This window comes from Pseudoalteromonas sp. 2CM39R, assembly GCF_023161845.1.
The window spans coordinates 375,561-388,600 of record NZ_JALNTM010000002.1 but is presented as its reverse complement, the minus strand read 5'-3'; the positions used below and the strand labels follow the sequence as shown (position 1 = coordinate 388,600).

12 protein-coding genes are annotated in these 13,040 nt (G+C 39.4%); 8 read left to right on the top strand and 4 right to left on the bottom strand.

Going from position 1 to position 13,040, the window contains the following annotated elements; translation table 11 throughout:
- The first annotated feature begins 10 nt into the window (after positions 1-10).
- Positions 11-1,747 carry a DUF3466 family protein gene (locus MTF66_RS05850; RefSeq protein WP_248526712.1) on the top strand — a complete coding sequence of 579 codons (1,737 nt, stop codon included), beginning with the start codon at positions 11-13 and terminating at the stop codon, positions 1,745-1,747.
- A 92-nt stretch (positions 1,748-1,839) separates the two neighbouring features.
- Here MTF66_RS05850 and MTF66_RS05845 read toward each other — a convergent pair whose 3' ends face one another.
- Positions 1,840-2,349, bottom strand: coding sequence for a DUF2062 domain-containing protein (locus MTF66_RS05845; RefSeq protein WP_054561579.1), 510 nt, complete (start codon positions 2,347-2,349; stop codon positions 1,840-1,842).
- A gap of 309 nt (positions 2,350-2,658) precedes the next feature.
- Between MTF66_RS05845 and MTF66_RS05840 the strand changes: the two genes are divergently transcribed.
- The 7 genes from MTF66_RS05840 to tcdA are packed head-to-tail and all read left to right on the top strand — an operon-like array spanning position 2,659 to position 9,780.
- Positions 2,659-4,599: a DNA internalization-related competence protein ComEC/Rec2 gene (locus MTF66_RS05840; protein WP_248526711.1), complete on the top strand. Its 1,941-nt coding sequence runs from the start codon at positions 2,659-2,661 to the stop codon at positions 4,597-4,599.
- Positions 4,600-4,658: 59 nt separating this feature from the next.
- A complete protein-coding gene (gene msbA, locus MTF66_RS05835) occupies positions 4,659-6,401 on the top strand; it encodes a lipid A export permease/ATP-binding protein MsbA (RefSeq protein ID WP_248526710.1) in 1,743 nt (580 codons plus the stop codon).
- Complete coding sequence (gene lpxK / locus MTF66_RS05830) at positions 6,401-7,378, top strand: tetraacyldisaccharide 4'-kinase (protein WP_248526709.1); 978 nt, start codon at positions 6,401-6,403, stop codon at positions 7,376-7,378. The genes msbA and lpxK overlap by 1 nt, the downstream gene beginning before the upstream one ends.
- Positions 7,368-7,565 carry a Trm112 family protein gene (locus tag MTF66_RS05825; protein ID WP_248526707.1) on the top strand — a complete coding sequence of 66 codons (198 nt, stop codon included), beginning with the start codon at positions 7,368-7,370 and terminating at the stop codon, positions 7,563-7,565. The genes lpxK and MTF66_RS05825 overlap by 11 nt, the downstream gene beginning before the upstream one ends.
- Complete coding sequence (gene kdsB, locus MTF66_RS05820) at positions 7,553-8,308, top strand: 3-deoxy-manno-octulosonate cytidylyltransferase (protein WP_248526706.1); 756 nt, start codon at positions 7,553-7,555, stop codon at positions 8,306-8,308. Before MTF66_RS05825 ends, kdsB begins: the two co-directional genes overlap by 13 nt.
- A gap of 2 nt (positions 8,309-8,310) precedes the next feature.
- A complete protein-coding gene (locus MTF66_RS05815) occupies positions 8,311-8,985 on the top strand; it encodes a TIGR01621 family pseudouridine synthase (protein WP_248526705.1) in 675 nt (224 codons plus the stop codon).
- Positions 8,986-9,780 (top strand): tRNA cyclic N6-threonylcarbamoyladenosine(37) synthase TcdA, encoded by a 795-nt coding sequence (gene tcdA, locus MTF66_RS05810; protein ID WP_054561573.1) that lies wholly within the window; start codon positions 8,986-8,988, stop codon positions 9,778-9,780. It abuts the gene before it with no gap.
- A 3-nt stretch (positions 9,781-9,783) separates the two neighbouring features.
- Here tcdA and MTF66_RS05805 read toward each other — a convergent pair whose 3' ends face one another.
- From MTF66_RS05805 to MTF66_RS05795, 3 genes are all read right to left on the bottom strand, one after another.
- Positions 9,784-10,197, bottom strand: a complete 414-nt coding sequence (locus tag MTF66_RS05805; RefSeq protein ID WP_054551375.1) for a SufE family protein — start codon at positions 10,195-10,197, stop codon at positions 9,784-9,786.
- Between the two features lie 13 nt (positions 10,198-10,210).
- Entirely contained in the window at positions 10,211-11,425 is a 1,215-nt protein-coding gene (locus MTF66_RS05800) for an aminotransferase class V-fold PLP-dependent enzyme (protein WP_248526704.1), read from the bottom strand.
- A 111-nt stretch (positions 11,426-11,536) separates the two neighbouring features.
- Entirely contained in the window at positions 11,537-12,823 is a 1,287-nt protein-coding gene (locus tag MTF66_RS05795; RefSeq protein WP_054551373.1) for a citrate synthase, read from the bottom strand.
- Positions 12,824-13,040 lie beyond the last annotated feature (217 nt).

Sequence of the window (13,040 nt, the reverse complement as noted above, 5' to 3'; positions counted from 1 at the left end):
AAGGATTAAAATGAAATACAAATTACTCGCTGCCAGTATTTTAGCCACCCTAAGTACCTCAGCGATGAGCGCAACCTATAAATTAGAAGAATTAGGTGGAATTGATGGCGCTAAATTTAACTACGTAACAGATGTTAGTGAAAACGGTCACATCATAGGCTTAGCAAATGGCCTTTACAAATTACCCGTTGATGTCTCTTATATCGATTTTACAGATTCGTCGATCAAAGATGCTTATGATACAGCTAAAAAGCAGTATGAACTCATTGATAAAGAAATTACATTCACGCTTGATGATATTGAGAATAACGATGTGGTAAATACAAATGCCGATGCTCATGCATTTATGGTAAGTTTTTTAACAGGTCGTTCAACTGACTCAGAATATCAAAAATTATCAAGTGCAATTACAACACTTTACACATCTGAAGGTGCTTCAGAACAAGTTTTATTTGATGAACAGTCTCTTGATTTTGACGGCTTAACACGCTCGACTTCTAACTTACTAAATGCTGTAACAGATGACGGTGTAATGGTTGGTTGGGGCAGTGCACCTTACGAAAAAACATCGTTCACTCAAACAGATGAAGATGAAGAAGAAACCCACTTTTTAAGAGACTTCATTAGCCGTGCAATTGTTATCAGCGAAGACGGTGTGAAAGTTGAAATAGCACCAGAGTTTGATGAGTATGGTGGTGTTAGCTCAGCTAATGACATTATCAAAACAGCAAATGGCTATGAAGTTGTAGGTACTGTTTCAACGGATATTGCGGTTGATCCACTGGATGATATTACTGATAACTGTGACGGCGAAGATGAACCAGTTTCAGACTGTGTAGAAGCGTACAACCGTACTTATTCAACGGGTATTTATAATAAACGAGCTGTTAAGTGGACATTAGACAGTAATCTAAACATCACCAATACAGAAATGTATGGCTTAGGTTTAACGCCTGAAGATGACGAAGATTTCGCGTTCCGTAGTAACGCACTTGCGATCAACGAAAATGGTTTAGTGGTTGGTACGTCTGATGTGCGTTACAAGAGTAATAGTACACGTATTACTATGCCTGTTATTTTCGAAAATGGTGAAGTAAAAGAATTTATCGACCAAGAGGATGATTGGATTTCGGGTCAGCCTTTAGCGGTAAATAATGATAATGTTATTGTTGGCTACGCGAGCAAGCGTATCGACGGTACAACGCGTACAAAATTTTTCTACTACGATAAAAATAGCGATAGCGTTGTTTTCCCAACGGATTACTTCTCAAGCTCAAGTTCATTAGCTAACGATATCAATGACAATGGTATTGTTGTTGGTGAGGGCGAAACAGATATTTACAATACTTCTACGCGTCGTCGTGAAGGTTTCATGTACACCATTGGTGAAGATTCAGTTGTTAACTTAAACGATTTATTACCTTGTTATGAAGAAGATGGTGAGACTCGCTTTAAATACACGGTTGCTGAAGCGAAATCAATTAACAACAATAATGAAATCTTCGGTGTTGCGACTAAAACTGTTGAAAAGACAGATTCATTCGGTAACGTTGTAGTCGATGTTAATGGCAATATCGAATATGAAAGTGTCGCAGTGGCTGTTAAGTTAACACCAATTGACGGCAGCGTTGAAGAATGTCCTGCAGAAGAGATTGAACAATACGAGCGTCAATCAGCAAGCTTCCCTTGGTATGCATTATTGCTATTACCATTTGCAGCAGCACGTCGTGTATTTCGTAAGAAGTAATAATTAGAGAGTTGTTTGCAAAGCAAATAGCTTTCTTGCAAGAAATAAAAAACCCAGCTTTAAGCTGGGTTTTTTGTCTATACTGAAATCAGTTATTTTTTATGGCGATGTATCCATGCTTTACGGACTGAACGTTTCCAAAGCATGTCGGTACCAAAATAACCAATGATTGCCGCAGCTGTTGCACATATAAATGAGCCAACTAAAAATGCTGGGCCAATTGTTGTAAGGCTATCTATAAACCATTGCCAGCTTGGTTCAAATTGGAAGTGCTGCTGTGGTTGAGCAAGGGCAATGGTGCCTACAATATATGAACAATAGAAAATAGGAGGCATGGTCAGTGGGTTAGTGATCCACACTGTTGCAACAGAAATCGGTAAATTTACTCGAAATGGAATAGCCAGGGCGGCTGCAAGAACCATTTGAAAAGGAACAGGGATGAACGCAAAAAATAAACCAACTGCAAATGCACCGCGTGCTGAGCGTCTATTTAAGTGCCATAAATTGGCATCATGCAATAAACGACCAAAAATTCTTAAATACTTGTGTTCTTTTACCTTGTTATGATCAGGTAAAAAGCGTTGGATCGTTTTCTTAGCCATTTAAAGCAACCATTTACATCTATTTGGTTATGCAGCGGCTTTGTCATAGGCTGTTTTTTCACCCTATATACATTTGGCACTGCGGCGTTTTATATAATGAGTTTTGCTGTATTGCTAGCAGGTGCCTATTTTAAGCCTTTTTTAACTCTATTGTCAGGGTTTATTTGCGCTATTTTAGTAGTGATTTTTCATTACTTCATTTTTTACTCCATCTCTGACTGTCAAATCGATTATCAACAAAGCCGATTAGTTCGATTTGAGGTAGTTGAAACTTACAGTGAACAAAGCCCTTATTACATTAAAGCAAGTATGAAAAATATTGAATCTTGCTCTACAGGCATACGGCCTGCTCCTAATGCAATGCTAAGCATTACTTCAGATAAACCTGTTACTAGTGGAGATGAATTAAGCGCAGAACTCAAACTTAAACCTTACAGATCGGTAAAAAATTTCTATAGTTTTGATAGAGAACGGCAAGCATTACTTGAGCGAGTATTTTATAAAGGCCGAAGCGTAGGAGAGATAAGCTATTTAAATCATCATCGATATGACTCCCTTCGAGTGAGTTACCGGACATATATTGAAAAAGTGACGGCAAACACCCAATTACAATGGCTTTATTATGCGCTTTTAACCGGTGACAAAAGTAAAATAAGCTATGAAGATAGAAAACACCTACGTGAATTAGGTTTGTCGCATCTGCTTGCTATTTCAGGTCTTCATATCGGACTTATCTTTGCAGTCGGCTTTTATAGTAGTAAGTGGCTGTTAAGAGTGAGTCATTTACGCGTAAGACAATCAATTCAATTAAATAAGTTATTTGTTTTTGTAGGCTTCTGTTGCTCGTTCGTCTATGTCTATTTAAGTGATTTTATAGTTTCCGCAAGCCGAGCGCTGCTGATGTTAGGCTGTTACCTTGTTATTTATAACCTAGGGAAAAACCCAGTGCGTTGGCGTTCTATTTTGTACGCCTTGAGTGTTGTGTTGTTTATAGACCCATTTGCACTTTTGAACCCCGGGCTCTATTTCAGTTTTTTGGCCGTTACGATCATCTTTCTACTGACTAAAAACACAGTTAATTTGTCACTTGGTTTTTTAAAGCGATTTGCACAGCTATTGCGAGTTCAGTGCTCTTTATTTGTTGGTTTATTGCCTCTATCCTTATATTACTTCTCAGGGACTAGTGTCATAGGTTTATTGATTAACCTTATTGCTGTGCCCTTGGTTGGTGTGCTGTTATTACCTTTCTTAATTTTTTATAGTTTGGCTTCCAGTCTGCTGGATATTTCTGGTTTGTTATCAGTCGTCGACAGTGCGCTGTATTGTGGCTATCAATTACTACTTTCTATCCCTAGTGACTGGCGTTGGTTGTCGTTTAATGAGTTTAATTTTTTATTATTGATCATAAGTTACATAACACTTCTGCTGTTGTACTTTAGCCCAAATAAATATGTGTGCTTAATTCCTGTTTGTATATATGCCGTCGATAGTGAATTACAGCCAGAAGCTAAGTTTCAGTTGGATGTGTTTGATGTCGGTCATGGCTTAATGGTGATGGTAAGCCACAAAAATAAAGCGATAATTTATGATTTAGGCCCACAGTATTTTGGCCGTTATGATTATGTACACCGCGTATTACTTAATAACATCAATAAACAACAGTTATCTGTTATCGCAACAATAATAAGCCACTTAGATAACGACCATTCCGGCGGTTTAGCAAGTTGGAAAATGGTTGGCTTTCAACACACTCTAGCTATCTTTCATCCTCAGGGGCTGGGAAATAAGTGCAAAACAGCAACGCTCAAGCTTGATGAGCTTAAAATCAGAAGTTTTACAGCAAAGGTAGAAAGCGCTAGCCGTAATGATCAGTCGTGTTTATTAAAAGTAACTGGTTTTAATTATTCAGTGTTACTGACTGGGGATATATCCGCAGCGGCAGAAACTAAGCTTGTTGAAGAGGGGATGGATTTAGGAGCGACTATTTTAATAAGCCCCCATCATGGTAGTAATACCTCTTCAAGTTATGAGTTTATAGGTGCAGTAAACCCGGAAGTGGTTATCCATTCATCTGCTTATCAAGGGCAATGGCGCTTTCCTCATCCTGAGGTTGTAAACCGTTATAACCAACACCATATAAAGCAGTTATCGACGGCAGAGAATGGTCATATACGCATAAAATTTTATTCAGATACTTATCGCTTAGAATTTGCGCGAGAGCAGGAAAGTTATTGGTTCGAACAAGATTGACGTTTTGTTTTTACCCCCTAAAGGCTACAATAGTCGAAGTCTATGAATAAGAGAGTGTTATGGATCAAACTACATCCCAAATCTATAAGCGATTAATCAGTTATGTGGGTGACTATAAGTTAATCGCGTTTTTCGCCATTGTAGGCATGATTGGCTATTCAGCCATGGATGCATTGTTTATCAATTTAATGAAGCCCTTCATTGATGAAGGTTTAAATGATCGTAACACTGATGTTTTAACTTATGCACCATTTGTTGTAATTGCATTGGTATTAGGTCGTGGCATGTTTAACTATATGTCGTCGTACTGTTTAAGTTATGTAGGCTCTCAAGTTGTAAGAACGTTGCGCCAACAATTATTCGAACATATTTTACATCTGCCGGTGTCCTTTCATGATAAAAATTCAAATGGCGATTTAATCTCTAAAATCACCTTTGATACTGAGCAGGTTCAACAAGCCATTACTAAAGCCCTATTAATTGTTGTTAGAGAAGGGGCCTTTGTTGTTTTCTTACTATTTAATATGTTTTATACCAGTTGGAAGCTATCACTGATATTTTTAGTCATTATTCCGCTGGTGGCCGTGATCGTCGCCTTTGTGTCGAAACGTTTTCGTATGATTTCTAAAAAAATCCAATCTGCTATGGGCCAAGTAACTCGCAGCTCAGAGCAAATGCTATCTGGTCACAAGGTGATTCATGGCTTTGGTGGTCAACAGCAAGAGATATCGCAATTCTCGGCTATTAATAATCATAATCGTCAGCAGCGCATTAAAATGGATGCAACTAAAGCGTTAAGCGTTTCTGTTATCCAAATTTTGGCAGCAAGCGCGATGGCCGTGATTTTATGGGTTGTGTCTATGCCGTCGATGATTGATACCATCAGTTCAGGTGACTTCGTATTACTTATTTCATCAATGATGATGTTATTACGCCCACTGAAGCAACTTTCAAACGTTAATAGCGATTTACAACGTGGTATTTCGGCAGCGCAAAGTATCTTTTTAGTACTTGATGAAGAAGTAGAAAAAGACACTGGCACTTACAGCGTTGACAAAGTAACTGGGAAAATTGAAGTAAACAATGTGACCTTTAAATACCCAACGAAAGATGAGCCTGTATTAAAGAATTTATCACTTTCGATTAATGCTGGCGAAAGCATCGCATTGGTTGGCCGTTCTGGCTCAGGTAAATCGACCATCTCAAATTTATTACCACGTTATTATGAGCTTGAAGGTGATAGTGAAATTTTGCTTGATGGCGTCAACATTGCTGATTACAAACTGACAGATTTACGTAAGCAATTTGCACTCGTTTCACAGCAAGTGGTTTTATTTAATGACACCATAACGAATAACATTTGCTATGGCCTCGACCGCGAATTAACAAACGAGGAGTTAATGGCCGTTGCCAAGAAAGCCCATGTTTGGGAGTTTGTTAAAGACTTACCAGAAGGTTTAGATACCATGGTGGGTGAAAACGGCGTTATGTTGTCAGGCGGCCAGCGTCAGCGAATAGCCATTGCGCGTGCAATATTAAAAGATGCCCCTATTTTGATTCTAGATGAGGCAACATCTGCACTTGATACTGAATCTGAAAAACTGATCCAACAAGCACTTGATAGCTTAATGAAACAAAAAACATCGATTGTGATAGCACACCGTTTATCTACAATAGAAAACAGTGATTGCATTTATGTTATCGACCATGGTCAAGTTATCGAAAAGGGCACGCATAGCGAGCTGCTTGAAAAAGACGGTACCTATAGTGCGTTATGTAAAATGCAGTTTGGTGAGCAATAGTGAGTGTTATTGAAAAAAGCTGGTATAAAAAGCCAGGTTTAATCAGTGTTTTACTGTTTCCTTTCAGTGTGCTTTTTTGGCTTATCTCAAAACTTCGAGCTTTGTTTTATAAGCTTAATATTCTAAAAGCATTTAAAGCGCATGTTCCTGTCATTGTTGTTGGTAACATAAGTGTGGGTGGAAACGGCAAAACGCCATTTGTTATTTGGCTTGCTGAGTACTTACAGCAGCAAGGTTTAAAAGTGGCGGTGATCAGTCGTGGCTATGGTGGTCAGTCTGATTCGTATCCTTTGTTAGTGACTGAACAAACGAGTACAGCGCAAGCGGGTGACGAACCAGTACTTATTAAACGCCGCCTAGGTTGTGTTGTAATGGTTGGCCCTGACCGACAAGCCAGTATAAAAAAATTAGAACAACATGATATCGATGTCATTATTTCTGATGATGGCATGCAGCATTATAAAATGGCGCGTGATATCGAATGTTGTATTGTTGATAGTGAACGCCAATTTGGTAACGGTTTATTAATGCCTGCTGGTCCACTTCGTGAAACCAAAGCGCGCTTAAAATCGGTTGATTTAGTCATAGAAAATGGTGGCAACGCTCAAAGCCGCTATGATTTAGCATCAAGCCCATTTCGAACCGTAAGTAATTCAGAACTTGTCAATTCAGTTCAAGATAAAGGCCATGCGGTCAGTGCTATTGGTAACCCGAAACGCTTTGAAATAAGTCTTGAGCAGCAAGGCATTAACTTACTATCGACTCATCATTTTCGTGATCATTATGCCTACCAAGCAAATGACTTTAGCGATTTTGCAGATGACGCTGTATTTATGACAGAAAAAGATGCAGTTAAATGCTTTAGTTTTGCTAAACCAAATTGGTATTATTTACCTGTTGATGCAAAGCCAACAGCAGCAGTTATCGAAAAACTTAATTTATTATTAAAACAAAAAGGGATCCTCAATGGCCTTTGATACAAAATTACTTGAAATTATCGCTTGCCCAGTGTGTAAAGGTAAATTACGTCTTGATAAAGATAATCAAGAGCTTATCAGTACTGCTGCGAAACTAGCGTACCCAATCAAAGACGATATCCCGGTGCTTTTAGAAAATGAAGCCCGTGAATTAAGCCAAGAAGAGGTTGATAAGTGGAATTCGTAGTCGTTATCCCAGCTCGCTACGCATCGACGCGTTTACCAGGCAAACCACTTGCTGATATTTGTGGTAAACCTATGATCCAACATGTTTATGAAAAAGCGGTTGCTTCTGGTGCATCACAAGTTTATGTAGCGACTGATCATCAAACAGTGTTTGATGCAGTAAAGAACTTTACTGATAATGTATTAATGACACGTGAAGATCACCAATCAGGCACAGAACGTTTAGCTGAAGTTGTTGAACAGTTAAAACTTGAAAGTGACACTATTGTTGTCAACGTGCAAGGTGATGAGCCCTTATTGGCAAGCGAAAATGTATCTCAAGTTGCCATGTTACTTGCTGATTCTGATGCGCCAATGGCGACTTTGAGCACCAGCATTGATGAGGTTGATGATATATTTAATCCCAACTGTGTAAAAGTCATTAACGATGCAGACAACAATGCACTGTATTTTTCGCGTTCGCCAATCCCTTATCACCGTGATGCGATGATGAATGATGACCGAGATAAGCTAAATCTTGCTGATTTTGCGCGCCATATTGGTATATATGCTTATCGTGCTGGCTTTATTAAGGACTACATCGAATTACCAGAATCTCGATTAGAGCTTTTAGAGTCATTAGAGCAGCTTCGCGTACTTTATCATGGTCACAAAATTAAAATCGCAAAAGCTCTGTGTGCACCACAAGCAGGCGTAGATACCCATGAAGACTTAGCGCGCGTTATTGCAGTGCTTGGCAACTAAAAATGCATGATGTAAACAATGTTCATCTTCATGCCAGTGAAGATGACTTCTTTGTTTTTTATAAACCAGCAGGTGTGAGCTTTCATAGTGAACAATGTGCTGGTTTTGTCGTACTTGCTGAAGAGCTTGTTAATGAGAAGCTCTATCCGGTTCATCGGCTAGATAAAGTGACCTCTGGTTTGATCATTTTAGCCCGTAACAAAGAAGCTGCAGCCGAATTCACTTCGCTATTTTCTGATCATAAAATAAATAAGTTTTATCTAGCCGTTAGTGATACTAAGCCTAAGAAAAAGCAAGGTTGGATAAAAGGGGATATGCAAAAAAGTCGTCGTGGTGCATTTAAGCTGTTAAAGAGCCAAACGAATCCTGCTATCACACGCTTTTACTCAAAAAGTATTCGACCTGGGCTTCGTGCATACTTGTTAAAGCCATTCTCTGGTAAGACACATCAGCTTAGAGTGGCGATGAAAAGCTTAGGCGCTCCAATTCTAGGTGATAGTACCTATGCTGGTAGTAAAGACGAGCGCACAAACTTGCATGCCTATGCACTACAATTTAGCTATAAAGAGCAGCTTAAAGAGTATCGATGTGATTACACTTTAGGTACTCATCTTAATGAAGTTTTTAACTCAGACGAATTCAAAGAGTGGACCGCTCCTTGGACGTTGGATTGGTAAATGAAAGAAACAACACAAGACATCCGTTTTGGTGGCATTAAACGTTTATATGGCCATCAACAATTTGATTGGTTACAACAAGCACATTTTTGTGTCATTGGTATTGGTGGCGTAGGTAGTTGGGCTGCTGAAGCATTGGCTCGAACGGGTGTAGGACAACTAACCCTCATTGATTTAGATGATATTTGTGCAACCAATGTTAATCGGCAAATTCATGCTTTAACTGGCACCGTAGGCGAAGCAAAAGTAGAAGCGATGAAAACACGTTGTGAGCTTATAAATCCAGATATCAAAATTAATGTTATTGACGATTTCATTACACTAGATAACATTCGTGAGCATATTCAAGGTTTTGACTATGTGATTGATTGTATTGATGCTGTAAAAGAAAAAGCTGCGCTTATTGCTCACTGTAAACGCATAAAACTACCGGTTATTACCACCGGAGGAGCAGGCGGGCAAACCGACCCTAGTCAAATCAGTTTTGGTGACGTTGCAAAGACAACTCATGATCCATTGCTTGCAAAAGTACGTTATATTTTGCGAAAACAGTACAACTTTAGTAGCAATCCAAAGCGAAAATTTAACGTCGATTGTGTTTATTCTACAGAGCAGCTTGTATATCCAACCTCTGAAGGTGAGGTTTGCCAAGCAAAACAAGGTGCAGATGGCTCAATGAATATGGACTGTAATAATGGTTTTGGCTCTGCAACCATGGTGACAGGCAGCTTTGGCTTTTTTGTTGCAGCCAAAGCGATTAGAAAATACCTTGATAAAAAACAGCGTAGTTTATAAAACTTATTGTTTTTGTTCAGCCATGGTTTGAATTTTATCAACCATGGCTTTAATACCATTACCACGAGAAGGGCTCAAATGGCTAATTAGACCGAGTCGTTCAAATTCATCATAGGCATTAATTTGCGCTGCTTGCTCCGGTGTTAGACCATTGTATAAGGCTAAAATTAAAGCCAATAGTCCTTTAACGATGCGAGTATCTGAATCGCCCGCTAAAACCAGGCTGTTTTCAGTATGATCAAAGTCGATATATAGCCAAACTTTACTTTCACAGCCTTTAACTAGAGCATCATCTACTTTGAGTACTTCAGGCATAACAGGTAATTGCTTACCTAAGAGCATTATTTGGCGATATTTTTGCTGCCACCCAGCAGCGGTTTCAATGTTTTTACTAACGGCTTCAAACGCTGAATTCATAACTTATCCAAAATTAATCTAATAACTCGACACTACTTTTAACAGCACTGATAAAGGAATCGACATCAGCTTTATTGTTATATAACGCAAAACTTGCTCGTACAGTTCCTGGTATACCTAAATGGCTCATTATAGGTTGCGTACAATGATGGCCACTACGCACGGCAACGCCAAATCCATCAAGTAGGGTGGCTAAATCAAACGGATGTTCATCGCGATAATTAAAACTAATGTTACCGATGTTATCTGTTTGGTTTGAATAGATATTAATACCATCAATAGCTGATAATTGTTTTATCGCATAGTCAAAAACTGTATGCTCATGTTGACGCATTAGCTGAAAATCTAACGATGTTAAATAATTTATTGCCTCACTAAAGGCAATGACACCTGCAATATTGGGTGTTCCTGCTTCAAATTTACCCGGTGCATCACGAAAAGTGCTGTGTGTTAGGTTCACTGTTTCGATCATTTCGCCACCGGTTTGATATACATCGAGCGAATTTAACAGCTCAAATCGGCCATATAGGCCTCCTAAACCTGTCGGCCCGAGCATTTTATGGGCAGAAAATACGTAAAAATCACAGGAAATTTCTTGTAAATTAGGGCGTAAATGCATCGCTGCCTGCGCACCATCAACAACAGAAATAGCATTAATGGCTTTACATGCGCTAATGATTGGCGCTAAATCAGTGATGTTACCAAGGGTATTTGATGCATGGGTAATAGCGACAATTTTAGGCTTTTGTTGCTTGATAAATTCACTACAGTGCACGCTATTAATAATTAAATCATTTTCTATCGGCAAAATAATGACTTCTGCACCGGTACGCTGAGCTAGCTGTTGCCAAGGGACGATGTTAGCGTGATGTTCAATAGTAGATAGGGCAATTTTATCGCCAGGATTAAGCCTCGAAGCCAGACCATTTGCGATTAAATTAATCGATTCGGTTGCCCCTTTGGTCCACACTATCTCATTATTTTTTACAGAAAAATAATCTGCAAGTAGCGTTCGTGTATGCTCATATTGGCGTGTCGCGTTTTCACTGAGTGTATGGCGGCCGCGGTGCACATTGGCGTTCTCGTGGCTATAAAAACGGCTAAGAGCATTAATAACTGCCTGTGGCTTTTGCGAGGTAGCCGCTGAGTCTAAATACACCAAAGGCTGCTCATTGACTGTTTCATTCAGTATTGGAAAGTCAGCACGTATTTTTGTGATATCGAACATGAAAGGCCTTAAGCTACAAGAATGCGACGATTTTAATTACTTTGCACAAATAGACAAGTGCAGGGCAACAAAAAAGGCCGCATAGCGGCCTTTTTTAAACGCAAATTCGTATTAACGCTTGTCTGTTGGTACGTAATCGCGTGAAGTTTCACCAGTATATAACTGACGAGGACGGCTGATCTTGTGACCAGGTTGAGAAAGCATCTCATCCCAGTGAGAGATCCAACCAACAGTACGTGACATTGCAAAGATTACAGTGAACATACTTGTTGGAATACCGATTGCTTTTAAGATGATACCTGAGTAGAAATCTACGTTAGGGTAAAGTTTCTTCTCAACAAAGTATGGGTCTTCAAGTGCAATTTGCTCAAGCTTCATAGCGATATCAAGAAGTGGATCTTGAATGTTTAGCTCAGCAAGTACTTCGTGACATGTTTGACGCATTACTGTCGCACGTGGGTCGAAGTTTTTGTATACGCGGTGACCAAAGCCCATAAGACGGAAAGGATCAGACTTATCTTTCGCTTTAGCAACGTACTCGTCGATACGGTCAACAGAGCCGATTTCTTCTAACATGTTAAGACATGCTTCGTTAGCACCACCGTGCGCAGGGCCCCATAGAGATGCGATACCAGCCGCGATACACGCGTAAGGGTTAGCACCTGAAGAACCAGCTAGACGAACAGTTGACGTTGATGCGTTTTGCTCGTGGTCAGCGTGAAGCATGAAGATTTTGTCCATTGCTTTAGCAAGAACAGGGCTTACTTTGTATTCTTCAGCTGGTACTGAGAACATCATGTGTAAGAAGTTTTCAGCGAAGCTTAAGTCGTTACGCGGGTAAACAAACGGTTGACCTACATTGTATTTGTAAGCCATCGCAGCGATAGTTGGTAATTTAGCAACTAGCTTGATTGCGCTTGTTTTACGTTGTGTTGCATCAGTGATGTCTAAATCTTCGTGGTAAAAAGAAGAAAGAGCACCTACAACACCACACAGCATTGCCATTGGGTGAGCGTCAAAGCGGAAACCTTGGAAGAAGTTTGCGATTTTAGTATCAAGCATTGTGTTGTGCGTGATTTCTTGAGCAAACGCTTCGTATTGTTCTTTAGTCGGTAACTCGCCGTTTAATAGTAAGTAGCAAAGCTCGATGTAGTTTGATTCATCAGCTAATTGCTCGATTGGGTAACCACGGTGTAATAAAACACCTTTGCCGCCATCGATGTAAGTGATTGAAGATTCACAAGAACCGGTCGACATGAAACCTGGGTCGTAAGTGAAGTGACCGTGTGAACCTAACGTACGTACGTCGATTACGTCTTGGCCAGCAGTGCCTTGGTAAATTGGAAGTTCGATTGGATCAAGACCATCAATATGGACCGTGGCTTTCTTATCCGCCATCTATTTATCTCCTATTAAGATAACAACTCTGATTGTTATGTTCTGAATCTGTTTAAGCACATTCTTTTCATTTTAACGTGAAAGAGGGGTATAAAGTCAATTTTTATAAACATTATGCACAAATGGATAATAAATATTCTGCCAGGATTAAATATTATACTATTGGCTAATTCGCAAACGTCTCTTACTAAACAAGAATTGTAAAAAGACCTTTGGC